Below are 26319 nucleotides of genomic sequence, written 5' to 3'. Positions count from 1 at the left end.
TTAAATAAACTTTTGCTTGCTTTGAAAGCTGAAAATAATGGGCGGCTATCGATATCATGATTGAACGTCTACAAGTATCAAATCTGCGCAACCTCACACAAGTTAATTTGCAGTCGACCGTTTGCAACGTTGTCATCGGTGCAAATGGTAGCGGCAAAACTTCTTTACTTGAAGCGATATTCTTATTATCGAGAGGCAAGAGCTTTCGCCATCACCAGCCAAAACGTTATATACAGCACCATCAGAATAATACAACCGTATATGCTAGGCTCAATGATAGTCGTACGTTGGCCATTCAAAAACAAACAGATGCGACAACCATTCTGCGTCTTAATCAAGCTACTGTCTACAATCAAAGTATATTGACTGAGCAGCTGCCCACGCTACTGATAGATCCTTCAACGATGGATATGTTAGAGCAGGGTAGTGCCAGTCGTCGCCAGCTATTAGATTGGTTGGTGTTTCACATGAAACAAGGTTTTCACCCACAATGGGTCGCCTATCAACGCCTGTTAAAACAGCGCAATAGTTTACTAAAAAAGACTGGTCAATTGACGCAAGTCCAGCTAGCTGAGCTAAAGTCTTGGGATAAAGGACTAAGTAATCATGCGGCATTGATACATCATTATCGTGAGCAAGTATTTACTGAGTGGCAGCCTTATTTTGCCAAAAGTGTTCTGCAATTGTTGCCGTCTTATGCTGAGCAATTGAGCCTAAGTTATAACGCTGGCTATGACACTAATGTCGCGCTTGATGTACAGCTTAATGAGCGATTAGAGCAGGATTTACAGTTAGGATATACCCGTATAGGCAATCATCGGGCTGATATCCACGTACATTGGCGCTCTGATAATACTGTACGGTCTGATGATGTTATAGATAGTCAGGCGACAAATACAAATACAGCGTCCTCAAACCATGAGGTAAATGCTAAATTACCAACTCTAAAAGAGCAGGCAGCAAATGTATTGTCTCGCGGTGAAAAGAAGCTGCTTATTACTGCGTTACGCTTATCACAACTACCATTACTGCTCAATGATAATAAATATAGCGCTTCGTTCGATAATAACTCAACATCGAGAGCGACCCCTGTCGTGCTACTAGATGACATCACCGCAGAGCTAGACGATAGGGCGATAGGTATTCTTTTATCAACATTAGCGCAGCTGCCTTGTCAGGTGTTCATGACCAGCTTGACGGATGATATCGTACCTCTGGTTAATGAGTTGTGGTCAAAACCTAGATTGTTTCACGTGAAACAAGGCCAGATATTGTCTGTTGATTAATTGCTGTTGATTAATTCTTAGTCGCTTATCATCACTTTAAGCATTTTCCTGCCTACTTATAACGCCTTTTATGCGTCCTTTACTGAGTATCACAGTCACGACTATTACTTATACTAGCTATTAGGCAAAGACACTGACTCATAAGTCGTAAAACTCCCAGTAAACAGTGACTTACAGACAAAAAAATGCTAAAATAACCCTTTATTTTTGTCCTGTTCTCAGCAATTTATTCGATAGCATCATATAACAGATTTCTATTTTTTATTTCTTTATAAGTAATTGATAATTAAATATTTTATTTATTTCAATAGTTTTAACAATGGCTAGAAAAACAAAGACTATTACTAATAAGTAATTTGCCAATTTTATCTCTATGCAGCCTTTTTGAGGTTAGCAGTGGTTAGTGGTTTAGCCGCTGATATGTACTCTAAGTGATGAATAATAGAAGTTGGTTTTAAGATGCCATCATGAGGTGCATTTTTATAAGTGCGCTGATAAAAACGGCTGATTATGGCTAGATTAAGGAATGTACATGAGTGATTCATTACCTATTGACCACGAGCAATTGATAGACGACAGTGCTACTGAAGCCGCTGTGTCTACTGTAGTTTCAGAAGTATTACCTTCTGATTATAGTTCTAAGGATATCCGTGTACTACGTGGGCTAGAGGCTGTACGCGTGCGCCCTGGTATGTATATTGGTGACACTGACGATGGCACAGGCTTGCATCATATGGTCTTTGAGGTCGTGGATAACTCTATCGATGAGGCGCTGGCCGGTCACTGTGATCAGATTGATATCATCATTCACGAAGACGAGTCTGTCAGTGTGATGGATAATGGCCGCGGTGTACCAGTCGATATTCATCCAGAGGAAGGGGTATCAGCGGCGCAGGTCATCATGACAGTCCTGCATGCAGGCGGTAAGTTCGATGATAATAGCTATAAAGTCTCAGGCGGTCTGCATGGTGTTGGGGTATCGGTCGTCAATGCGTTGTCTAAAAAGCTTGAGATGAATATCTGGCGTGAAGGCTATCATTACCATCAGACCTATACTGATGGCGTACCTGACGCTGATATTCAGCAGATGGAAGCGACCGATCAAACCGGTACGCAAATCCGCTTTTATCCAAGCAGCGACGTATTCACCGGTACGGTTTTTGAATATGATATTTTGGCAAAACGCCTACGCGAGCTGTCATTTTTGAACTCCGGTGTGCGTATCGTTCTGACCGATGAGCGTATTGATAAGCGTCATGAGTTTGAGCACAAAGGCGGCTTACTAGAGTTTGTCAGCTATATCAATGCAGGCAAAGACGGTATCAATGAGGTCTTTCATTTTACCAGTCAACAAGACGATGGTATCAGTGTCGAAGTCGCGCTCCAGTGGACCGATACGTATAACGAAAAAGTATTGTGTTTCACCAATAACATTCCGCAAAAAGATGGCGGTACGCATTTATCAGGTTTCCGCTCAGCCCTGACACGTGGCTTAAACAGCTACATGGATCGTGAGAATTTATTCAAAAAAGAAAAAGTCGCGGCGACTGGCGATGATGCTCGTGAAGGTCTAACGGCTATTGTCTCGGTGAAAGTGCCAGATCCAAAGTTCTCAAGCCAGACCAAAGACAAGCTGGTCTCAAGTGAAGTGAAATCTGCTGTCGAATCAGCGATGCATGATAAGTTCAATGACTACCTGCTAGAGAATCCAGCGGCGGGTAAAGCCATTGCCAATAAAATTATGGAAGCAGCACGGGCGCGTGACGCCGCTCGTAAAGCACGTGAAATGACTCGTCGCAAGACGACTCTGGATATTGCAGGTCTGCCGGGTAAGTTGGCTGACTGCCAAGAAAAAGATCCAGTACTATCTGAGCTATATATTGTGGAGGGTGACTCTGCAGGTGGCTCAGCGAAGCAAGGTCGTAGCCGTAAGACTCAAGCGATTTTGCCGCTAAAAGGTAAAATTTTGAACGTTGAGCGTGCGCGCTTTGACAAGATGCTATCCTCTGCTGAAGTGGGTAACCTGATTACTGCATTGGGTTGTGGCATTGGCCCTGATGAATATAATCCAGATAAAGTACGCTATCACAAAATCATTATCATGACCGATGCCGATGTGGATGGTTCACATATTCGTACTTTATTGCTGACTTTCTTCTTCCGCCAAACGCCTGAGTTGATTGAGCGTGGTTACATTTATATCGCTCAGCCACCGCTATACAAAGTGAAAAAGGGTCGTCAAGAGCTATATCTAAAGGATGACGAGGCGCTTAAGGCGTATCTATTGTCATCAACGATTGATAATACGAAACTACACATCAGTGCTGATGCGCCTGCTATTACTGGGCAAGCACTTGAGACGTTGCTGAATGATTATAACCAAACGCAATTGATCAAAGCCCGTTTGCAGATTCGCTTCCCAGCGGTCATCTTGGACGCGTTGACGCATGCGCCGAAACTTAGCACTGACATGACTTATGATGAGTCTGCGATGCAGGACTGGAAAGCCGCGATGCAGACTAAGCTAGATCATTTCGGTAGTGATCTAAGTCCTGAGATTGAATTGGTCAATATCCATGCACCGCAGCCAAAAAATATGGATGCGGCTGCTGCCGATCTATTGGGTATGACACCTGCAATTGGCACTGAGGCCGCAAGCACCGCAGAAGGCGAAGCATCAGACAATGAGGCTTTCTCTACTAAGGCGCAGTGGCTACCACGCGTCACGGTATATGTGCATCAACTGGCGCACCATTATCTGTTAGATGCTAGTTTTATCAACTCAAGTGAGTATGGCAAACTGTTACGTCTATCAAGCGAGTGGAACACCCTGCTTGAGAGTGATGCCTTTATCCGCCGTGAAGCAAGTGCGGGCACGACTAAAGATATTCCAGTACGTGACTTCGATTATCTCTGGCAGCAAATGATGCTCGACGCGCGTCGTGGTCTGGCTATCCAGCGCTACAAAGGTCTAGGTGAGATGAACGCCGACCAGCTATGGGATACCACGATGGATCCAGAAAACCGTCGTATGCTACGTGTCACTATCGAAGATGCGATTGCCGCTGATCATATGTTTACCTGCTTGATGGGTGATCATGTCGAGCCGCGTCGTGTCTTCATCGAAGAAAATGCGTTAACCGTCTCAAATCTAGATATCTAATTTTGATACTGATCAATAACAATGTATAAAAATACCGCTTCGTCTATCGAAGCGGTATTTTTGTTTCACATGAAACCTTTTTTATAAAGCTAATCATACCTACTATTCGAGTTAAGAGAAAATACCATGATTGAAGTAGTGCTGCTCGCGATTGCACTCGCGATGGATGCGTTTGCCGTATCGATAGGACTGGGCGCAAAGTCACAGAAACAAAGACAGCAATATGCACGTCATCTCGCTATTTATGCCGCATTATATTTCGGTATCGCGCAGGGTGTGATGCCGCTCATTGGGTATTTATTGGGTGCAGCGCTGTTGGGATGGTTGGCGGTGGCCGCGCCTTGGATCGGCGGTATCATCTTAATTGCGCTGGGTGGCAAGATGCTGTACGAAGTGCTCAGTGGTGAGGATGACGAAGAAGATATTGACGTGGGCGGTAGTGTCATCAATCATCGCACCATGTTTACCCTTGCTATTGCTACCAGTATTGACGCCATGGCAGCAGGATTTACGCTCAATTTATTGGCGTTAAACGCATGGCTTGCCTGCTTGATTATCGCGGTTGTAACGGCTGTGTTTGGCTGGCTCGGGGTCTATTTGGGACGTCGCTCAGGCACATGGCTAGAGGATAAAGCCGAAGTACTGGGCGGTATGGTACTGATTGCGATTGGTATCAAAGTCATGTTCTTTGGCTAATCTATTTAGAGTTTCACTTAGCCTTTATGCAAAAAGCACCGCCTTGAGTATCAAAGCGGTGTTTTTTTGTTTCACGTGAAACTTAGGCGTATTATGTATTCAACGACTACTCTTCGTCGGTATCAAAGCGCCACGCGAGTACACGAGTGCTCTTTTGACCTTGGCTCATCTCAATGATACGCATCTGCGCGACATTAAGCTGCTTTAATAGTAGTTGTAAAGGTTTCACGTTTTCAGATTTTGATACTAACGTCGTGAACCAGCCAACATGCTCTGCAAAGCTTTGGCTTTCTTTTGCCATCTTGGTCAAAAACGCAATTTCGCCACCTTCACTCCACAATTCTTTATGCTGACCACCGAAGTTTAGGTTTTGCGCCGCGTTACCTGACTTGGTTGAATGACGGCTGATTTGCTCGCTTTCATTTTTACCGCGATGACGTTGCAGGTTGTGCTGCTTACGACTGTTGGCTTCCATCGCTTCTTCTAATGACGCATGAAACGGTGGGTTACACACCACCACATCGAAGTAATCTTGACGACCAATGATGTTTTTAAAGATGAACTTAGGCTCAGGCTGTAGCTTTACTTTTACCGCGCTTTTTAGCTTAGGATTGGCGTCACAAATGAGGGCGGCAGTATTGACCGAAACTGGATCAATATCGCTTGCGGTAAAGCGCCAACCATAGCTTTGGCTACCGACAATCGGATAGATCGCACTGGCACCAGTACCGATATCAAGGGCGTGAATGTCTTTACCCGTTGGCGGTGTGTTGTCGGCATTCACGTGCGTGGTCTGCGCGAGTAAATCCGCAATATAGTGAATATAATCGGCACGCCCAGGAATTGGCGGACACAGATAGCCGTCAGGAATATCCCAAAACTTAACGCCGTAATAGTTTGCCAACAATGCTTTGTTCAGCACACGAACCGACTGATGATCCGAGAAATTAATCGTCGGCTCGCCTTTGGGATTGGTGATGGTATGCTCAGCAAGCTCAGGCAACGCGCGAGTCAATACGGCAAAGTCGTAACGACCTTGATGTGGATTGCGCGGATGCAATTGACCGAGTTTTTTGGCGGTCGCAGGCGATCGGTTTCTGTGTTTACTATTGGCAGGATTACGGGTCATGGGCTTACTTGTCATAATGTCAGGCTACGATATATGGATATAAGTCAGCAGTGTAGCAGATTTCACCGCTCGCAAATGAGTTATCGATGGCCTATCGATGACGCAAGATCAGGTTGAGCCCCAATACGATCATCGCAGACCCCAACACACGGTCGATCCAATGCTCAAAACGCTGAAATCGTCGATGAATTGCAGGGACAGAGAGTAGCATCACCACGGTGCTAAACCATGCCATCTGTAGCACCATCATCCAGACGCCATAAATCGCCAATTGCCAAAGTGGGATGTCTGGCGATAGGACAAGGGTAAAAATCGCGACAAAATAGACAGGCGCTTTTGGGTTGAAGACATTGCAGAAAAACCCGCGACGCAATGTGGTAAAAGTATCGTTAGGCGTTGTAAATTTGGTATGAGTAGAGGCGTCTTGCTTTGCTTGTAAATGATCAATAGGTGCGTTCTCTTGCGTTACTGACGCTGTTAGTTCTACTGGCTTTTTAGGTTTGGCCTGAATGCCTTGCCACCCTAGATAGATCAAATAGCCGCCACCAAGCCATTTAATCGCGGTCAATAGCGGCTGCGAGTGGGCAATCACCGTTGCCAGTCCTAGCACTGAATAGATAATGTGTACAGACAGCCCCAAGGTAATACCCAGACTACAAATCAAACCAGTACGCCGACCTTTGGCTAATGTCTGCTGCGAGACCAACACAAAGTCAGGACCTGGTGAGGCGGCTGCCAGCAAGTGAACGCTAGTGATTAGCAAAAACCCGTGCCAAAACTCCATAAAACCCTCTGTACCCTATCCAGTCTGAATCATAGTTGCACTTATCACAAATGAGGTCAACTTTTATCTATTATCGCGCCATTCGAGTCATTGCTATCGCTTGTGTTATGGTTATATGCTGTCTATATTAAATGAAGTATTAAAAATAGTCCTATCGACAAATCGCTATAAAGCTATAAATAAGCGATCAAGATTCGACGATATAATTACTCACTTCATAAAAAATAACTTTGACAAGGACATCACCATGACGACGGACAGTACTACGCAAGACAACCGCATTACTTATGACACAGACGGCACTATTTGCCTGATTGGGCTAAACCGTGCCAATAAACGCAATGCCTTTGATAGTCATATGATTACCCAGCTATCGGACGCACTGACTCAATATGAAGACGATGAGCATTTACGCTGTGCGCTCATCTTTGCGCATGGCGATCACTTTACCGCTGGGCTCGATCTGGTCGAGCTGCAAGACAAGCTAAACAATGGTGTGTTTGAGTTTGATGACAACCAAATTGACCCGTGGGGCATTAGCGGACGCTTACGTACCAAACCTGTGGTCGTGGCGGTAAAAGGCACTTGCTTTACCGTGGCTATCGAGCTGATGCTCAATTGTGATGTGGTCATCGCCAGTGACAACTGTAACTTTGCCCAAATGGAAGTCCAGCGCGGCATCATGCCCTTTGGTGGGGCGACGGTGCGGTTTGTCGCGGCGGCAGGTTGGCAAAAAGCCATGCCGTATCTGCTCACGGGAAAAGCATTCGATGCGCAAACGGCTGATCGTCTGAACTTAGTCAGTGAAGTGGTGGCAAATGGGTCTGAATACGAGCGTGCATTAACGCTGGCACAAGAGATCTGTAAAGCTGCACCGCTGGGTGTCAAAGGCGCGCTGTCATCCGCGCAAGATGCGAGCCGCAATGGAGCAGCGACGGCACTGGCTAATATCTATAGCTATCTACCGCCGCTCTTTCATTCAGAAGATGCCAAAGAGGGCGTAATGGCGATGGTTGAGAGAAGGGAAGCTGAATTTAAGGGGCGTTAGGAACAATTTCTCAGCAGCTCTTTTTACTGTTGTTACATGATCTGTAAAACATATTTAATATCATAGGGAAATGGTAATGAACATAATTTCTAGACTGACTACTAAGGTAGGTGCAGTTAAGCAGGATTTATCTAATAAAAAAGATTTCAAGCAAAGGCTAATAGAAGTATGTTCAGATGGAAAAATTACTGAGTCAGAGTTAGCGCTAATCAACAGTCTTGCCGAAGAATATCATATTGAAGAAGAGGATTTTAAGAAAGTAAATTCTGCGGCATATGAGGCTGCCTTTAAAGCAATCATTAGTGATGGTGTCATCACAGATCAAGAAGAAATAGATATTATCGAAACACAACAAATTTTGATGGTGACTGACCAACAAATACCTAAACAGCTTGCTGTTTTACGTCAGCATCGAGAATTAAGAAATATTCAAAAAGGAATTCTTCCATCGGTAAATAGTTTTGGATTGATTCTACAAGGTGATGAGCAAGTACATTTTAGAGCGCGCGCAGATTTACTTGAAGAAAGAGTTGTAAGTAGAAAATATCAAGGTGGGTCGTCAGGCGTTAATATTAGAGTAGCAAAAGGTGTAAGCTTTAAAGTAGGACAACATAAAGGCCGCTCAATAAGCGAAAAGGGAATCGTTATAGTGGACGAGGGTGACTTCTACGTAACGAGCAAAAGGCTAGTCTATAAAGGCGGAAAGAAAAATTTCACGCTGAATTTTTCACAACTTGTAGGGTATGAAGTTTTTACAGGTGGTATTGATATAAGTGCCAACAAAGGCAATACCAAGATGCTCAAATTTAAAGAAACATTTGATGCGGATATGTTAGAGCTATTGATTAACGTAGCTATAACTCGTTAATTGGTATAAAAAGTACATCACCTAGTAATATGGTATCTAAACCTGCCGTAACAGTATTTTTCCTAGCAACTACTGATATTGCAGGTTTTTTATGAGGTGCGAACTATACTTCACCCAAATCCTTCAAATCCACATATTCCTTTTTACCATGAATCTTATACATCTTACGGTCGATCTCTGGATACAGGGTAATATCGATCGGTGGTCGGATGCCGCCCATCAGGTAAGTGGCATCGGCATCGCTATCATTGCGCATCGAGTGCGCCGCGCCATGCGCAGGGAAACCGACAAAGTCTCCAGCACTCAGCTGATAATGATCATCACCATAGCGAAGCGACAGCTCACCTGACAGCACATAGATGAACTCATCAGACTCCTCATGATAGTGATGCGTCGTCGTCTCATCTCCCGCTTCCACCCGTACAAGGTGCAAGCCAAATTTGGTCAGACCCACGATATCACTGAGCGACACCGTATGGCGGATAGCGTGCTCATTGAACTGGTGGATATGCTTAGTCTCAGGCGTGTTATCGATATCGGATTTGGTCAAGACGTATGCTTGCGTGTCCTTAGGCGGCTTTTGTTCTGGTGTCGTCATCATCGGTCTCCTTGATTGATGCTTTGAGTGTATACCACTATTAGCCAATAGTAACAGGTTTTAAAAGGGACGAGATAGGCGTGATGTTGATAATCAGATAGCGGCTTTATATATCCTGTATAAAGCGATTGTTGATGACGCCATTCCTGTTGTACCCTGAACCATTATTTTAAATGAAGGGGAATGCGGGTGTTGTATAACTTTGATGAGGTCATCGATAGACGTGGTACGGGGTCGCTTAAATGGCACTATAGCGATGATACGATTCCGCTGTGGGTGGCGGATATGGACTTTAAGGCAGCGCCGCCTATCTTAAACGCGATTGAGCAAGCCGTACAGCATGGCATATTGGGCTATACCAAACCTACTGAGGCGCTATATGACGCCATTATCGAGTGGCATGGTAGTCGCTATGAGTTACCGCTTGCTAAAGAAAATATTTTGTTTTCCCCGGGTGTCGTCCCAAGCTTAGCGCTGATGATGAACGTCTTTACCGAGGTAGGGGATGCGGTACTGGTCAATGATCCTATCTATGCGCCATTTATGAGCAAAGTCACGCAAAACAAGCGCACGCTGGTGCGCTCAGCGCTGGTGGAGGCTGACGGCAAATATCGTCTGGACTTGGACGATATGGAAGCCAAAATCATCAAGCACAATATCAAGCTGTACTTTCTGTGCAATCCGCAAAACCCAGGCGGGCGTGTATGGACGGCGGATGAGCTGAGCGCGGTGCTGGACTTATGCAAAAAGTATAATGTGGCAATCGTCAGTGATGAGATTCATCAGGATTTGACCTTGCGTGGGCATACCTTTACACCGTTTTTAACGCTGGCACAAGGTTATGAGCACAAGGTGGTGAGTCTGACCTCGATGACCAAGACCTTTAATATCGCGGGGATCAAAGGCTCGCTGATTTTTGCTAAGGATGCCGCGCTGATAGAAAAAATTGACGCCCAGCAGCATCTAAACGATGAGTATGAGCTCAATATGTTCGCCTATGCGGCGATGCAAAGCGCCTATCGTGAGGGCGGTGAATGGCTGGCGCAACTGCTTGCCTATATTGAGGACAATATTGAGTTTACCTTGCAGTTTTTCGCTGAACATCTACCCAATATCAAGGTAATGCGACCAGAAGCGTCCTATCTGATTTGGCTGGATTGCTCAGCATATAGTCAAGACGACGAGCAGCTGTATGACGCGCTGCGGGCTGCGAAAGTGGAGCTCAATGCTGGAATAAAATATGGTGAGGAAGGACATCTCAAAATGCGTATCAATGTTGCCTGTCCGCGCATGCTGTTAGAAGCGGGTTTGGCGCGGATAGTGGTGGCGTTTAAGGGGTTGGGAAATTAAGACATTATTGAGAAAATGGGCAATGCCTTATTGCTGACCTAGTGAAACAAGCAAACTATTGATTCTATTAATCGAGATCAAACATGGATGAAAAAGTTAAAGCATCATGGGAGCGTGTACTTCACCCCAGGACGCTTAAAAAAAATATCATTACAGCCTCTATATTTTCGATGGGCTTCGAGATGCTCAAGAATAGTATTGTTGAAAAAATAAAAGGCTTTTTTACTAATGGGTTCGATGAAAATGGAAGGATTGTTAGCGCTGAGTATAAAGAAAAGGTGCTTGTCTTGAATAGAAGCCGACTCTATGCATCTTTAATGTGGCTACGAGACATGGGTGCCATTGATGATGAAGATTTAGAGAAATTTGAGTATATCAAAAGGTGCCGCAACACCTTAGCTCATGAAATGTTAACATTTGCTTCGTCTGGGATTGACTTTGATGTCACAGAAACTTTTGAAGAAATGGTCGGTTTATTGAGAAAGATAGAGATTTGGTGGTTTGTAAACCTAGATATGGCAATAGACCCAGAGGCTTATCCTGAAGATCTAGATTTAGAGCAGGTTACTCCAGGTCCAGTATGGGGTCTTCAAATGCTTATTGACGTTGCGTTAGGTTCAGAGGATGAGGCGCAAAAATACTATAATTACTTTGTCGCAAACTCGGACAAAGTTTAAGATGTGCATTTCCTCGGAATTTTTCAACTCTCCTACAACTAGCTGCGAATGTATGTTGAATTGTACAAAGCTAAAAATACTTATCACACCAAAGCTCAAGCGGTCATAAACATTGAGCCTTAATATCTATACAGTTACTCTATCGGAGATAGCTTGCCATGCAGGCTTAAGCGCAGCTATCATCTAAGCGCTTTCACTTTCACGCCACCTACCACTAAAACCACCTTCAAACAAACGGCGCATCAGGATAATGCGACTCTTCTAGCTCCTGTTCCGTAGGCGCACGTAGCAGCGTAATCGGCGCTGTCTGCGCCGCTTGCCACTCAATCAAGCCAAGCTCGGCAAACTCACCCAGCCAGCCGCCCATAGGCCAATGTTGCCACTGATCATAAAAACGATTGGCATTGATAACGATGCTGTCCAAGTGGTTCAGCGGCGGACGGCAGACGCTGTGCTGCTGGTGGTAGACGATTTCGGCAGTCAGATAAAACGGCATGCCGCACGCGCGGGCGCGAAACGCAAAATCGGTGTCCTCCGCGCCATAGCCGACATAAGCGGTGTCAAAGCCGCCAAGCGCCTCAAACTGCTGGCGCGTGATGGCAAAGCACAAGCTCCAGAACGCGCCAAAGTCCTCGGTCTGCGTCATCGCAGCGGGCGCAAGTGATTCTGTGGGCGCAAAGTTGGGACGGTAGGGGTTGTATACCGAGAGCGTGTCTAGTGTGGCATTGTTTAATAACCCAGCCGAAAGTTCTGCAGATTCGGCGACTGATAGCGGACGCGTCAGATATTTGGGCTGTCCCATGAGCAGCGCCTCAGGGTGCGCCATGAGCTTGCTATACAGTCCAGCGATGCTGTCCACCGCAACCAAGCAATCGACATCTAAGAATATCAGCGCATCATGGCTCGCGTGCGTGGCGCCGATATTGCGATTGTGCCCGATATCAAAGCGCGCTTGCTTATCGTTGCCATCATTCGTGGTTGGAATCTGTACGATGTTCAGCGCATATTCGTTTAGGCGCTTGGGGTCGGCGTCGTCATTGACGATGATGACTTCGGCGGGTGGCGTACTGCTGTTGGCAAGGGCGGAAAGCAGATTGTATAAGTGCGTGTTGCGTCCATAGCATGTAGTGATGACGCTCACAGGCGCGGTCGGTCGCTTCGGGGAGGCGGTCGGTCGCTTCGGGGAGATTGGGTCGTGATGCATCATAGGCTTAGTTTTTCTTATTATTAAATGAATATTAACGCTCAGGACGCAGCGCAAGTTTGGGCAACAGCCACTCGTAAAACCATGCCTTGGTATCGCTGTAGTCGCCAAAGCTGTGCATCAATGCGGCTGCCGAGGTGTCCAAATCAGACACTGTTTGCAGGGTAGCGGTCGGCGTAGGCAGCTGCCCGTTATTATTTTGCATTGTTTTACAAAAATCATCCCAGCTGAGCGCCCGACCTTGCGCAATCAAAGCATTGGCGGTGGCGACTTGCTCGTCATGTGGACGCGCATCAGGCTGTACGATAATGGGCGTCTGCTCGTAATAGACCTGTGCGATGCTGTTTAGCCCGCACGCCATCAATATTGCATCGCTATGAATGACAAAGGGGCGCACGTCTTTGACCTGCGTGGCAATATCGACCAAGTGGCGCATGTCATCGGCAATAGGACCGAGCGAGATGATAAAGGCATCGGGCAATAGCTCACGCAATGTGGGCAGGCGCGCATCGATGGCTTGGTGTCCGCCATAGCCTTTAATCACCGTGATAATAGGCGCGCCCTCACGATACGGCGTAGCATCGTCTGCTAAATCATTGAGTAATGTCAAAAACTCGGAACGGGTTAAATCCGTACTGGGCGCTATACCGATAAAGTCCAAATATAGGCTTTTTTGCGTCATCCATGCAGGCGTGTCTATCGCTTCAAGCGCGCGCGGATACGGTGCAAGCATTGCCAGCGCCCCTTTAAAAGCCTCTACGTGCGGTGTATCGTCCCGCACGCCAGTCAGGCGCACGTACAGATACGGCATGCTGATTGTGCGACACAGCATGGCAATTTCCACGCTGACATCGATGATCATCAGATCAATCTGCCGCGCGTCTAGCGCCTGTATCAGCTGATAGCTGCGCGCTTGGATATCGCGATTGCCCACAGGGGAGTAGTGTAAGCTCTCAGGTTGCCAGTAGTGTCCCGCGCGACCTTTGAGTACATCGTCTGCGCGCTCATCTTCAGGCGCGAGGCGGACGACTTGCGCTTCACTGATATTGCTAAAGCTATAGTCCGCCGCAGACACGCTAGTAAAAACCGTGAACTGCGCGCGCACAGGCTCAGGCAACAGCGCCGCCAGCTTGTCCGCCTGCCGACAATGCCCCGAGCCGTGATGATGGGCGTAATAGCCGATGCGCATCCCTTAACCCTCGGCGTGCTGTGGCAAGGTGTCGAGACTTGGCATCGCTTGTGGTGGTGGCATCGAAGGTAAATGCTTGGGCGTGGCAGCATTGGGCTTTTGCGCTGTGGATAGCGATTGTTGTTCTGGTGTCAGCGTTTGATAATACAAGTCTAAATAGCCATCGACCATCGTGGTATCAGCACAAAATAACTTGGCACGCGCACGGCACGCCGCCCGCGAGATGGTTTTGATATTATCAAAGGCTTTGATAAAGGCGGCTTTGTCTTCTTTAGCGACCACAATGCCCGTTTCAGACGTGACAATCTCCGCGCACGCACCCACATTAAAGCCAATCACAGGCGTGCCGCAGGCGAGACTCTCTGCCAATATCAACCCATACGGCTCATCCCACGTACTGGTAAACAGCATCGCCGTCGCTTGACCTAAATAACGGTTAATCTCTGCTTTGGTTTTGTGACCGACATAGTCGAGCAAGTCACTGCCTTGCTGCTTGTCTTGGAGTAATAACGGCGCGACAAACTGCTCAAAATACTGTGCATTGCTTTTGGGGCCTGCGATAATCAGGCGTTTGCCCGCCGCCAAGCAATATTGCATTGCCAAATGCGTGCCTTTTTCAGGGCAGATACGTCCATACCACAGATACACCTCGTCATCAATAGGTGTCAGCTGCGCGTCAAAAGAGTCCACATCAATACCGTTATACACCACTTTAGATGGCACAAACTCGGCAAACAGTTTTTGCTGACAGGTACTGATCGAGGTAAATTGCGTATCGGTGCCCAATTTTAAGGTCAATAATGCCAAACGCAGATGCGGAAAAATCGGCGTATGAAAAGTGGTAAAAAAGCGCTTGCCAAAGACCTGACCCATCATCATCGGAATGTGATGCAAGCTGTGATTGTGTACCACATCAATCTCGCCGCGTCCGTCACGCTCGATAATATCGCGTAGCGCATGTTGATAGGTGAGGTATTGGTACATCTCCTCGCGGCCCATCGCCACCGACTCATGCTCGTTTGGATAGACCATCGTCTCAAATTCTTGACGCGACAATAGCGGTACAAGGGTCGCCTCCGTCTGACTGTCAGCATGCGCATAAAGCAGCACCTCGTGCCCCGCCGCGACCAGCTTGTCACACAGCAGATGCGTAATCATCTCAAGCCCACCTGCGTAAGGCTCAGCAATCGGGTATAAAGAATGCGCAATGATAGCAATGCTTAAGGGTCGCTTTTGCGGCGTGGCAGAAGCAGTGGGTAAAGATAAAGGGGTCATAATATTTCCTATGGCGGCGTTTATTCATCATCGTTATGGCCGCCGCTGTTATGGTTGTTGTTATTGAAAATAAAGGTAAAAGTCAGGACAAAAATGTGCGCAAAATAAAAAGTAAAATAAAGGTTAAAAGTTAATGGTCTGCTTATCTTGTACGCGATCAGTCGTCTCGATAAAGGGCATTTTTTGACTGTTTAATGGTTTTACATATTCTGTATTTAATAAGGGAAAAGGTGCTGATGGTTCTGGTAAAGAATGCAGGTACTCGGCCTCACTGGCCGCGCTGTAATTGGCTAAGGCAAGTCTTGCGGCAATGAGTTTTAAACCAAAGACGGTGAGCGCGCAGGCAAATAATATCGGTGAATAAGCCGCAGACAGCGGTGATACCAACAGGGCAGTGAGCGCATTTAACATCAATAGTAATTTGGGTAAGGCACGGCGATTGGCGTGCTTTAGCGCTGATTGCGTGGCATCAGGAGCAATTTTTGGGGTACACACAAAGGGTTTTTGCCGTCCCCACAATACAGGCAACCAGCACAGCGCACCCACTTCCCAAAAGTTTAAATGCATCAGCCATGTGCGCAAGCGTTTGGCGATGGTGTGTCGATAGCCGCGCTGCATTTGCTGGGTGAGTGGCGCTTGGTCGCGTAAATATGCCCACAGACGACGTAGTAAAAATACGCCGTAACCTGCATAGACGACAGCCAAAATCGGTAACGCCCATGTGCTGTCGTGCCCCACTATCAAGGTGAGCGCCATCAGCATCACGGTTATAAGCTGAAGCAGGATTAAAATCCCTGTGCCATTGACCCATGCACTAAGCTGCGACAAGTGCGCGCGCTGATAACGGCGCTGCTCAGCTTTGCTGTGTTTGGTTGTCGCCATACTCGCAGTATACGTAGGATGCAGACGACGTAACAATGGCGCGGCAAGATAGCGACAAAAAATCTGCATATTGCCATATACCCAGCGCTGACGCTGTGCCAATAAATCACACAAGGTTGCGGGCAGCAGTCCTGTTGCAATCACTGTAGGAATAAAGGCGCTACGCATATCATGCTGATGCATGAGCACTCCCATCTGTGCGTCTTCGGTGATTGATGCGCCCGACCAGCCGCCCAGCTGCTGCAAATCACGACGGCGAATGACCGCATACGTGCCTGTCGATAAGGCGCGCATACGATTGCGCGGCTGATATAGGTGATGGTTAAAGTAATGATTCAGCTCGCTGTGAATGTCCTCAAGATGGGCGCTGCGATAAAACTGCGGAAACTGTAATAGTGTGTGCTCAGGATAGTCGTTAATGGCTTGTACCATCGCCTCACGGGCATGCGGCAATGCTTCGTAATCGCTATCCACCACCACGATATGACTACAGCGTCTGTCCATCCACGCCAGCGCCAAGTTAAGCGCACCCGCTTTGTAGCCTGCAATCTCATCAATATGATAAAAGCGCACGTTGAGCGCGGCATCTAGCGATTCACAAAAGGCGGCCAGTGGTTGATAAAGAGATTTATCCGTATGGTTATTATCAATAATTAAGATTTCATCCACTGCCTGTTTGACAGCCAATAACGACTTAATGGTTGCAATCACAATCTCAGGTGGCTCCGCTCGTGTCATTAGCTGAAAACTAAAGGTAATCGCGGCAGCAGTCGACTGAGATGACACGGGCGCAAAAACAGTATCTTGCACACTTTGCATCATACGAGACGCAGGCGTTAAAGGAGTCATAATCTTTTATTCTTATCGTTATCGTGCTGTCGACGATGGAAACAGAGCCAACAAATAGCGCTTTGGTTTTAATGAAATATTTAATTGGCGCTTGAGAGAACAAATTCATAGTAATACAAAGCTTGGTAACATATTGATTATTAAGTGTTAGTTTCTGCGCTATCTCGTAATGTTACGTAAGTTTTTCAGTCATTAACTTAAGAAACTTAGTGAAGTACCGAAAATATAGAGATGAGGAGTTTGTATAATTTGTATAAAAGGATAACTGGCGAAAAATAGTGAAATATAACCGTAAAAAAATCCCGCCGTAGCGAGATTGTTTTGCTAGGGCGTGTCTCTATTTTAAAAATGGTGATAAAAATGAGATAAATCGCAGGCAAACAAGGAAAATAGCGCAGGTAATATCAAGATATTGGCCAGCTATTTGACACCGTTTGCCATGGATTCATTACCCATAGAAACCGAGCCCATGCCACTTGCCATCGCTGCTTCACGGACCGCCGTTGAACGGACACCAGTAGCACTGGCCAAATAACCTACTGCGGTTGCTCGTAAACAGAAAATCATTAGTTATTGCCTAGATGTACACCTATAGAATAAGGTTTTATAGAAGGTTTATAGCGATAGGCGTCAAAAATCTGTCTTAGTCATGTCCTTATGTTGAGTGCGTCAACGCTTGAAAAAAATAGTTAAGAATAAACCGCATATCAACCGCCATTCATGGCGCTAAACTTGTTAAAATAGGGCACCAATTTTTTATTGATGGATACTCACCTTATGACGACCGCATCATCGACGCCAACTATCAAGCAAGACCGCATTTTAATCCTCGATTTTGGCTCGCAATACAGTCAGTTAATCGCTCGCCGTGTGCGCGATTCTGGGGTATTTTGTGAGATGTTCCCTTATGACATCGACACTCAGCGTATCATCGATTTTGGCGCAAAAGGCGTCATCTTATCGGGTGGCCCTGAGAGCGTCCATGCAGATAACAGCCCGCGTATCAATGACGCGGTGTTTGACCTAGGCGTGCCTGTATTGGGTATTTGCTACGGTATGCAAGCGATGGCAGATCGTTTTGGCGGGCAGGTTCATGCCAGTGATATTCATGAGTTTGGTGCGGCGACCATCGAAGTAAATGGTCACTCGCAGCTGACTGACGGTATTGAAGACAGCAAGACTGACGGCGCGGCTGCCAAGCTAAACGTTTGGATGAGCCATGGTGATAAAGTCATCGAAGCGCCTGAAGGCTTTGACATCATTGCTAGTACGCCAAGCTGCCCGATTGCGATTATGGCCAATGATGACAAGCAATACTACGGTCTACAGTTCCACCCAGAAGTGACGCACACCCTACAAGGTCAAGCGCTGCTAGGTCGTTTTGTCCATCAGATTTGCGATTGTGCTGGTGAGTGGACGCCAGACAATATCGCCGATATGCGTATTGCGCAGCTCAAAGAGCAAATCGGTGACAAGCAAGTATTGCTCGGACTATCGGGCGGAGTGGACAGCTCAGTCGTTGCAGCACTATTGCACAAAGCCATTGGCGATCAGCTGACTTGTGTGTTTGTGGATAATGGTCTCTTGCGTCTGCATGAAGGCGATCAGGTCATGCAAGTTTTTGCAGAAAACATGGGCGTAAAAGTCATCCGTGTTGATGCCGAAGATTTGTTCTTAGATGCGCTAGCAGGCGAGTCGGATCCAGAGAAAAAACGCAAAATCATTGGTAAAACCTTCATCGACGTATTCGCTGATAGTGCGCGTCAAGTGAGCGAGCAGAGCGATGGTAAAGTTGTTGAGTTCTTAGCACAGGGTACGATTTACCCAGACGTGATCGAATCTGCTAAGTCACATCAAGGTAAAGCACACGTCATTAAGAGCCATCATAACGTTGGCGGTTTGCCAGATGACTTAAGCTTTAAATTGATTGAGCCACTACGTGATTTGTTCAAAGATGAAGTACGCAAGCTTGGTATTACTTTAGGCTTACCTGCCAAAATGATCTATCGTCATCCATTCCCAGGTCCAGGTTTGGGCGTACGAATCCTTGGTGAAGTAAAAAAAGAATACGCGGATGTCTTGCGTTTGGCAGATGCTATCTTTATGCAAGAGCTTGAGCGTTCAGGCTGGTATGATAAGACCGCGCAAGCCTTTGCCGTCTTCCAACCAATCAAATCGGTCGGCGTGGTCGGTGATGGCCGCCGCTATGCGTGGGTCATCGCGCTACGTGCCGTTGAAACTGTCGACTTTATGACTGCGCGCTTTGCCCATCTGCCGTATGATTTGATTGAGACAGTATCGAATCGCATTATGAATGAAATCGCTGATGTCTCACGCGTGACGTATGATGTGTCGAGCAAGCCGCCGGCGACGATTGAGTGGGAATAGTCCGTTTAAGTATTTTAAACGGTAACTTTGTTAACCTCGCTAGACGTACAAACACGTACTATCTGCGCTCGGTTGCCTTGTTACCATCTTAGACTACGTAAACTTATCTAAAAAGCTTTTCAAAGTAATTTTTTGAATTGATATACAGCTTGTCGTCAATAAAAAAGCACTCAACTTAGTTGGGTGTTTTTTTAGTTTGAATATTTAAAACTGAAATTTAGTTGATTAAGTAATTAATAATCCTCAAATACTAATTACTTTTAATGGTTTTTCATAGTTAGCTGAAAAAAGGATATACGTAAATGGATAAGAAACAGCTTGAGGGTGTGATTGAACCGTCAATAATGGAAAGTTTTAATGAAATCCAAAAACAGATAGACCCTCTATACAAAGCTAAAAACTCATTAAATATGTTGGCAGTAGCTAGTCAATATGAATATATAAGATCGACTTCTAGTGTTGGAGAAATTGCTAGAAAAGCGTTTCAACAGTCAGGCTTAGATTTTTCCAGCTTTGAAAATCAGAGTACGATGGAAAGATTTGCTGATTTAGGTTTTCAAGATACAGCATCGCTTCAAGATATGTTTTTTGAAGCGAGAAAAGAATTAAGTACTTACAACAGTACTTTGTCTATGAAAGATAGAGTGATACAAAGTATGGGAGGGACCGATTCCTATAAAGATATGATGGCATCATTCAGTCAATTTAGAAAATCGATAGAGCCATTGAGAGATTCTCTCAATACAGTTGGTAAGGTATTTAATGGAAGTGAGTTTGCTAATCTTGTGAGAGAGCTGCAGACATCTAGAGTTATTCCTGAATCAACTATATCCGAATATGCTGGTATTATTAAGCAGTTTGAATCTTTGCGTAATCTTGAGTCTTTTAAGGCAATATCGAGACTAAAGAATTTTCCAAAAGATAGTATATGGCAACAAGATTATGGTGAAGTACCTGAGATAACAGAAAGTTTTATAGTAGAAGCTAAAAATATAGATGCAAGTATAAGTGATGAAATATCTTCTGTGGATGACTTTAATGATCTAACTGAAGAGACCCAAAAATCATTAAAGAAAGCTTTTTCGGAATATTATGATTATTTTATAGTAGAGTTTATAGTTTCATTATCCCTTCTTCAAAAAAATTTAGATGAAGACTTAGATTTATCAAGTAAGAGCTTTGTTTTTGTTAGTAGTGTTGAACGATCAATGCTTTTTATGAGCAATTATTGGAACCAGAATAAAGCTGAAATAATAAGAGGTTTAATTACGAATGCAATATTTAGTACGCTTATTTGGTTACTATTCACGAAATGAAAAAACCACACTAAACCTTAATTTGGTGTGGTTTTTGTATAAAATCCTATATTACCTAACCCTTCACATTTACCACATAACGCCCAACCACCTTACTCGAAACAAAGCGATCTAAGTATTCAGGCGTTTGCTCAAGGGTAATTTCTTCAGCATAACTCTCAAGGTCAGGCAATTTCATATCGGTTGAAACGCGCTCCCAAATGGCCTTTTTATCGTCCAATGGAATATAGACCGAATCGATACCCAATAATGACACTGCTCTGGTGATAAATGGCATGACCGTCATCGAAAACTCCGCACCGCCCGCTAGGCCGCAACTGGTCACTGCGCCGCCCGCTTTGGTTTGCTTGAGCAAATTAGCTAGATAATCGCCACCGAGCGTATCAATGGCATTGGCCCACAGCTCACGGCCGATAGGTTTGCTACCGATTTCATTGATCGTATCGCGATGACGGACTTCGCTTGCGCCAAGATCTTTTAGATAATCGCTTTGTTCAGGCTTACCTGAGAAGGCGATAACCTCGTAGCCCAATTGACTTAATATCGCGATACTGATACTACCCACGCCGCCCGTGGCTCCTGTGACCGCGACTGGGCCATCACTGGGTTTTGCGCCCATTTTTTCTAATTTTTGAATGCTCAAAGCCGCTGTCAAACCGCCTGTGCCGTATATCATTGCTTCTTTTAATGTTAATGATTTTGGACATTCTATCGCCCAATCAGCGGGTATCGAGATTATCTGGCCAAGCCCGCCTGCGGTGTCCATGCCGAGATCATAGCCGAATACCAACACTTCTTGCCCTGCGCTAAACGTGCCTGATTTGTCACTGACGACGACACCTGCCGCGTCAATACCAGGGGTATGCGGATAGTTTCTGGTGATTCTTTTATTGCCCGTGGCTGACATGGCATCTTTGAAGTTCAATGATGAATAATGCACTTCGATGAGCAAGTCATTCTCTGGTAAGTCAATGACTTTGCGCTCTTGAATGCTTTTTTTGAATTCGCCGTCGTTAGTTTCTTCAACGACTAAGGCTTTAAACGTTTTCTCGTTTGACATAGTGATATCCCTATTACGTTTTATTGTTTATGTTCATGAGTCATGGCTTAACTATCGCATGCATCATTATCTCATGACTGCAAAGCCACTAAAGCAAAAAAATCCCACTGTACTTTAGGATAAATACAAACGGGCTTCTTCTTATTTTATGCTACCTCTGATGATAATAGTCATTGAAAGGTTAGTGTGTAAATTATAGTTTTGACAGTACTTTAAAGGTACTAAGGTTTTAATAGTACCTTACCTTTTTTGCCAGATTGCCCATCACCTGAGACGGCTTTGGTAATCTCATCAAGCCCATAAACCGCTTCAATTGGTAATTTTAGATTGCCGTTGGTCGCGCGCTCTAGTAGTTCATCAATCAGACGCTGTTTGTTGTCCAGATCCATTTCTTGGCTGGTTTTGCTGCCCCAGAAGCCTTTGACGATAGCTTGCTTAAAGATCAGGCTGCCAGCGTCTAGTTGCATTGGTTTACCTGACATAATACCAAACGAGACCAACGTGCCGTTGCTACCGAGTAGCGATAGCAGCTCATTGCTTGATTCACCACCGACGGAGTCCACAGCAGCGGTGATCTTGTTTTCACCAATGATAGCGCGGACTTGGTCTTGCCAGTCATCATCAGCAGTGACGACATTGTTTTTGATATCTAGCGCGGTCAGCTCTTCTAACGAGTCTTTGCTACGTACGAGATTAATGGTGTTCACACCGCGTGCCGCTGCCAGCATGGCTAGTGTTTTACCAACAGCACCATTAGCCGCATTATGGATGATCCATTGTCCACTATCTACTTCTAGGAATTCAAGCAGCATTAATGCAGACAGTGGCATAGCAATCAGCTGCGCGGCCAGTTCGTCTTCGATCCTATCAGGGATGACAAATACCATGTTGGCAGGGGCGACAAAATACTCTGCCCATGTTTCGTGCACACTGGCACAGGCCACGCGCTGACCGACGCTTAGGTCTGTGACCTCATCACCGACCGCATCAATAATTCCTAACGCTTCACTACCGCCAACCGCTGGCATTTCTGGCTTGTAGCCGTATTGCCCGCTGACCGTTAGCATGTCGTGGTTATGAATGGGTGAGAGGATGGTTTTGATACGGACTTCGTTGGCAGCAGGCTGCGGCATAGGACGCTCGCCCACGCTCAGTACGTCGGAAGGTTTGCCAAAGTGATCATAAATAGCAGCGCGCATAAATTATCCTTAATCAATTATTTGTTGTTATGTGTGTAGGACCCAGAGCATCACATTATGGTGTAGCTATCGTACTGTGTGATCTGGTTTAAATATAATCAGTATGGGTCATACTATAGATAACAATAGACTGGTCGTCTAGTAAATAGATGATAACGTTATGTATGGTTTTGTTTCAGGTGGATTAAATGCTCAGTCATTGTCTTGACAGCATAGATATGGATTGCTGCATTTGATAAAGATGAGCAGTCGCCATACTGATCATGTACAGACATAGTGCTTGAGCCGTCAATGACACGGCGCTATATGAAAAGAGATTGACTATATAGGGGCTTAATAAAATAGGGGCTTAATAAAACTCAATGCGACTAAGGATATGCTCCTGCACCATATAAGCACAAAAATACGCGCTGGGCCACGCCACGATAAAGGCCAGTCCCCATGAGTGCATCAGCTCGGTAAAAAAACCATCAATAAAGCCCACCTTAATGAGCATCAGCGCCGATGAGATAATCAGTGACATCATCATCGCCATAAGACCGGTAAAGATCAGGCGATAGTATTTGCGGCGGGTGCGTATTCTGATGGTGGGGAAGTTGGCCATAGTTTCGATTGTCCTACAAGTGATAGCAGCGCTCATGATACTCCGTGATGACGGACTGGTAAAATCGTTATTATCAATCGTCAGGTTTGCTATAGATTCATAACCATCTTTTTATCTTGAGAAAAACAATATCTCTAGATAATGCGCTCTTCTAGAGAGTAACTTTTGCTACGATAATCTATGATAAGTAAGACTAAACGATAAATAGGACAATAAAATGGCAGACCAAGCACAGCGAACACTCGGCATTATTGGCGGTATGAGTTGGGAGAGTACTGAAAGCTACTATCGCATTATTAATGAAGGCATCAAAGCTGAATTGGGTGGATTGCATTCAGCAGATTTACTGATCCATAGTGTCGATTTTGGTCCTATCAATACGCTACAAGAAACGGGTGAATGGGACGAGCTGGGCGCGATGATGGCGAGTAGCGGCAAGCGTCTACAAGCGGCTGGCGCACAAGGAATTGTGATCGCTTCTAACACCATGCACAAATTATTCGACGATGTACAATCAGCCACAGACCTGCCATTGATTCATATTGCAGATGCCACTATCGATGCCATCAAAGTACAAAATATCGGCAAAATAGTGTTACTGGGTACGCAGTTTACGATGACTCAAGATTTTTATAAGCAGTGTCTGATTGATGCAGGGCTAGAAGTGTTGATACCTGCCGAGGATGAGCGGGCAGAGATACACCGTATCATCAAAAAAGAGCTGTGCGTCGGTAAGTTCAAAGACAGCTCACGCGAATATTATATCGATGTCATAACTAAGCTTGCTGAGCAAGGAGCAGAGGGGGTGATACTAGGCTGTACTGAGATTGGCCTGTTGATCACGCAAGACGACAGCCCAATCCCTGTATTTGATACCACAGCGATTCATGCCGCCGCTGCGGTAGATTTTTTATTGGCTGATATAGCATTGTAATGTGTTAGTAGCCAATGCTTAACCCAGAAAAGGTTTTTATATACGGTGCGTTTTATTCAGTCAAGGTGATACCAAATATCAAATATCAAATACCAAATACCAACGAACAAAAGCCGTAATGATTAAGCGCGCTTGAGCTAATCGTATCTATAAACCACGCTATGATCCTTTACTGTTCTTGATCATACGGTGCCTGTAGAGTCGTTTACGAAGTCGTCGGTGTAACCTTGTGATACGGCGCACAGGGAGCAGCTTCCATACCGTCGTCGGGGTGATGTCACGACACGACGCAGAGGTACCGCCATTTACACGATATCCTTCGCTCCCTTGAGCCGCTTCTTCTGCGACCAAGTTCTTGCCCTTGCGCCATCCGCCATACAGATATAGTCCTGCCCCCATTAGAGCCGTGGCTACCATGCCTGCTGGAAATGACAGCCAAAGCGCGTCCTTACCGAGTAGGGGATAAAGCCCAAACGCAAATCCAAGGCGCACGGGGTACATGGAGATCGCCATAACGACCAATGGCCAAATCACATAGCCGTTCGCCCGCATGGTGCCAAACAGCACTTGCGCTATTCCAAAAAAGATAAAACCCCATGTTGCCATGAGCTGAATGTGTTCTCCGATGGGCAACGCCTCGCTATCACTGCCCAGAAAAAAGCCCAAAATAGTACCATCAAACATCGTCAGCACCGCGATAATTGCGCCTGTCAATATCACGTTAAAGATGAGTCCCCATCGGGTGATATCTGAGACTCTGGCCCATTGATTGGCACCGATATTCTGTGCAACCATCGCGCTGGCTGCGGCACTTAGTGCCATTGCAGGCATCTGCACGTATGTCCACAGCTGTTGGGTAGCACTATAGGCAGCGGTAGTCTGTACCCCTTCACGGTTGATTAATGACAGCATCGTCAATGCCGCCGAAGAGATGACAATCATCTGTAGGCCCATCGGTAAGCCTTTTGAAAACATCGATTTTAAAATATCTCGGTCTGCGCGCAAAAAGCGCAGCTCTGGCATGCTGAGTGTCAACACAGAGCCGCGCATGTACATCGTGATAACCATACCAATAAGCGCGAGCGTGTTTGCAGCGGCGGTGGCAAAAGCCGAGCCAAATATACCCCATTCAGGAAAAGGCCCTAGACCCAAAATCAGCGTCGGCGTCAAAATCAGATCGATCACCACCGATATAATGATAAACCAAAGCGGCGTCGTAGAATCGCCCGTCCCGCGCAGTGCCATCATGATCAGCGTAAACGTGAGCGTGATGGGCATCGCAGCAAAAATCATCCGTAGATAGGTCAGAGCCAGATCCACCGCACTGGCTGGCGTGCCAAGCAAATCTAGCAGCATTGGCGCAAATATCCATCCTCCTGCTGACACCACTATACTGATCGGAATAATACTGCCGAGCGCCGTGCCCATGGTCCTTTTGACCATCGTCTCATCACGGCGTCCCATGGCCTGACCAATCAAAATAGTAGACGCCATACCAAAACCAAAGACAAAGGAGATGAGTATAAACATCAAAATGTTGCCGTTCGCTGTTGCAGCGAGCGCCTCTTCTCCTAAAAAGCGCCCAACCCAGACAGCGTTGATGGAGCCGTTCAACGATTGTAGCGCTGACGATCCAAGGGTTGGCAAGGCAAATAAGAGCATGGTTTTGGCGATAGACCCTTTGGTAAGGTCACGCGATTTACTGGAGGGCGTACTCGTGTCGCTCAAGGTGCATCCTTCTATGCCACTTTGATTGGGCTTTGATGAGTGTCAGTTGGGTTTAATTGAGAATAGATAGTGAGCTTAGGGTTGTAGTTATA

22 protein-coding genes are annotated in these 26319 nt (G+C 45.9%); 10 read left to right on the top strand and 12 right to left on the bottom strand.

Annotated features, from left to right (window positions below):
* Positions 1–56 precede the first annotated feature (56 nt).
* The 3 genes from recF (at position 57) to AC58CZ_RS09610 (ending at position 5145) form a co-directional block, all read left to right on the top strand.
* Positions 57–1286, top strand: a complete 1230-nt coding sequence (gene recF / locus AC58CZ_RS09620) for a DNA replication/repair protein RecF (RefSeq protein WP_494224177.1) — start codon at positions 57–59, stop codon at positions 1284–1286.
* A 532-nt stretch (positions 1287–1818) separates the two neighbouring features.
* Positions 1819–4449, top strand: coding sequence for a DNA topoisomerase (ATP-hydrolyzing) subunit B (gene gyrB / locus AC58CZ_RS09615; RefSeq protein WP_494224178.1), 2631 nt, complete (start codon positions 1819–1821; stop codon positions 4447–4449).
* Between the two features lie 126 nt (positions 4450–4575).
* Entirely contained in the window at positions 4576–5145 is a 570-nt protein-coding gene (locus AC58CZ_RS09610) for a manganese efflux pump (protein ID WP_494224179.1), read from the top strand.
* A gap of 106 nt (positions 5146–5251) precedes the next feature.
* Here the strand turns inward: AC58CZ_RS09610 and rlmF are convergent, their stop codons facing one another.
* Both rlmF and AC58CZ_RS09600 read right to left on the bottom strand, forming a co-directional pair.
* Positions 5252–6289, bottom strand: coding sequence for a 23S rRNA (adenine(1618)-N(6))-methyltransferase RlmF (gene rlmF / locus AC58CZ_RS09605; protein WP_494224180.1), 1038 nt, complete (start codon positions 6287–6289; stop codon positions 5252–5254).
* 76 nt (positions 6290–6365) lie between these two features.
* On the bottom strand, positions 6366–7058 hold the full coding sequence (locus AC58CZ_RS09600) for a LysE family translocator (protein WP_093070230.1): 693 nt from the start codon (positions 7056–7058) through the stop codon (positions 6366–6368).
* A gap of 247 nt (positions 7059–7305) precedes the next feature.
* On the opposite strand from AC58CZ_RS09600, the gene AC58CZ_RS09595 reads away from it, so the two are divergent.
* Positions 7306–8106: a crotonase/enoyl-CoA hydratase family protein gene (locus AC58CZ_RS09595; RefSeq protein WP_494224181.1), complete on the top strand. Its 801-nt coding sequence runs from the start codon at positions 7306–7308 to the stop codon at positions 8104–8106.
* Between the two features lie 76 nt (positions 8107–8182).
* Positions 8183–8974: a hypothetical protein gene (locus AC58CZ_RS09590; protein WP_494224182.1), complete on the top strand. Its 792-nt coding sequence runs from the start codon at positions 8183–8185 to the stop codon at positions 8972–8974.
* A 103-nt stretch (positions 8975–9077) separates the two neighbouring features.
* On the opposite strand, the gene AC58CZ_RS09585 is transcribed toward AC58CZ_RS09590, so the two are convergent.
* Complete coding sequence (locus AC58CZ_RS09585) at positions 9078–9572, bottom strand: cupin domain-containing protein (protein ID WP_494224183.1); 495 nt, start codon at positions 9570–9572, stop codon at positions 9078–9080.
* A 183-nt stretch (positions 9573–9755) separates the two neighbouring features.
* On the opposite strand from AC58CZ_RS09585, the gene AC58CZ_RS09580 reads away from it, so the two are divergent.
* Both AC58CZ_RS09580 and AC58CZ_RS09575 read left to right on the top strand, forming a co-directional pair.
* Positions 9756–10922: a PatB family C-S lyase gene (locus tag AC58CZ_RS09580; protein WP_494224184.1), complete on the top strand. Its 1167-nt coding sequence runs from the start codon at positions 9756–9758 to the stop codon at positions 10920–10922.
* Between the two features lie 83 nt (positions 10923–11005).
* Positions 11006–11599 (top strand): hypothetical protein, encoded by a 594-nt coding sequence (locus tag AC58CZ_RS09575; protein WP_494224185.1) that lies wholly within the window; start codon positions 11006–11008, stop codon positions 11597–11599.
* A gap of 226 nt (positions 11600–11825) precedes the next feature.
* Here AC58CZ_RS09575 and AC58CZ_RS09570 read toward each other — a convergent pair whose 3' ends face one another.
* From AC58CZ_RS09570 to AC58CZ_RS09550, 5 genes are all read right to left on the bottom strand, one after another.
* Entirely contained in the window at positions 11826–12806 is a 981-nt protein-coding gene (locus AC58CZ_RS09570; RefSeq protein ID WP_494224186.1) for a glycosyltransferase, read from the bottom strand.
* A gap of 31 nt (positions 12807–12837) precedes the next feature.
* The gene (locus tag AC58CZ_RS09565; protein ID WP_494224187.1) at positions 12838–13992 is read right to left on the bottom strand and encodes a hypothetical protein; all 1155 of its coding nucleotides are present in this window, start codon (positions 13990–13992) and stop codon (positions 12838–12840) included.
* Positions 13993–13995: 3 nt separating this feature from the next.
* Positions 13996–15267, bottom strand: coding sequence for a glycosyltransferase (locus tag AC58CZ_RS09560; protein ID WP_494224188.1), 1272 nt, complete (start codon positions 15265–15267; stop codon positions 13996–13998).
* 123 nt (positions 15268–15390) lie between these two features.
* Entirely contained in the window at positions 15391–16998 is a 1608-nt protein-coding gene (locus AC58CZ_RS09555; RefSeq protein WP_494224189.1) for a glycosyltransferase family 2 protein, read from the bottom strand.
* A 420-nt stretch (positions 16999–17418) separates the two neighbouring features.
* A complete protein-coding gene (locus AC58CZ_RS09550; protein ID WP_494224190.1) occupies positions 17419–17565 on the bottom strand; it encodes a hypothetical protein in 147 nt (48 codons plus the stop codon).
* A 210-nt stretch (positions 17566–17775) separates the two neighbouring features.
* Here AC58CZ_RS09550 and guaA point away from each other — a divergent pair, with 210 nt between their 5' ends.
* Entirely contained in the window at positions 17776–19386 is a 1611-nt protein-coding gene (gene guaA / locus AC58CZ_RS09545) for a glutamine-hydrolyzing GMP synthase (RefSeq protein WP_494224191.1), read from the top strand.
* Positions 19387–19688: 302 nt separating this feature from the next.
* On the top strand, positions 19689–20702 hold the full coding sequence (locus AC58CZ_RS09540) for a hypothetical protein (protein ID WP_494224192.1): 1014 nt from the start codon (positions 19689–19691) through the stop codon (positions 20700–20702).
* Positions 20703–20757: 55 nt separating this feature from the next.
* Here the strand turns inward: AC58CZ_RS09540 and AC58CZ_RS09535 are convergent, their stop codons facing one another.
* From AC58CZ_RS09535 to AC58CZ_RS09525, 3 genes are all read right to left on the bottom strand, one after another.
* Positions 20758–21762, bottom strand: coding sequence for an acrylyl-CoA reductase family protein (locus AC58CZ_RS09535; RefSeq protein ID WP_494224193.1), 1005 nt, complete (start codon positions 21760–21762; stop codon positions 20758–20760).
* Between the two features lie 221 nt (positions 21763–21983).
* A complete protein-coding gene (locus AC58CZ_RS09530) occupies positions 21984–22961 on the bottom strand; it encodes a zinc-binding dehydrogenase (protein ID WP_494224194.1) in 978 nt (325 codons plus the stop codon).
* Positions 22962–23310: 349 nt separating this feature from the next.
* Complete coding sequence (locus tag AC58CZ_RS09525; protein ID WP_494224318.1) at positions 23311–23565, bottom strand: DUF2798 domain-containing protein; 255 nt, start codon at positions 23563–23565, stop codon at positions 23311–23313.
* Between the two features lie 217 nt (positions 23566–23782).
* On the opposite strand from AC58CZ_RS09525, the gene AC58CZ_RS09520 reads away from it, so the two are divergent.
* Positions 23783–24499, top strand: a complete 717-nt coding sequence (locus tag AC58CZ_RS09520) for an amino acid racemase (RefSeq protein WP_494224195.1) — start codon at positions 23783–23785, stop codon at positions 24497–24499.
* Positions 24500–24658: 159 nt separating this feature from the next.
* Here AC58CZ_RS09520 and AC58CZ_RS09515 read toward each other — a convergent pair whose 3' ends face one another.
* Positions 24659–26227, bottom strand: coding sequence for an MATE family efflux transporter (locus tag AC58CZ_RS09515; RefSeq protein ID WP_494224196.1), 1569 nt, complete (start codon positions 26225–26227; stop codon positions 24659–24661).
* Positions 26228–26319: the final 92 nt, after the last annotated feature.

Source organism: Psychrobacter sp. CR212, assembly GCF_059693765.1.
This window is presented reverse-complemented; position numbering and strand designations above follow the sequence as displayed.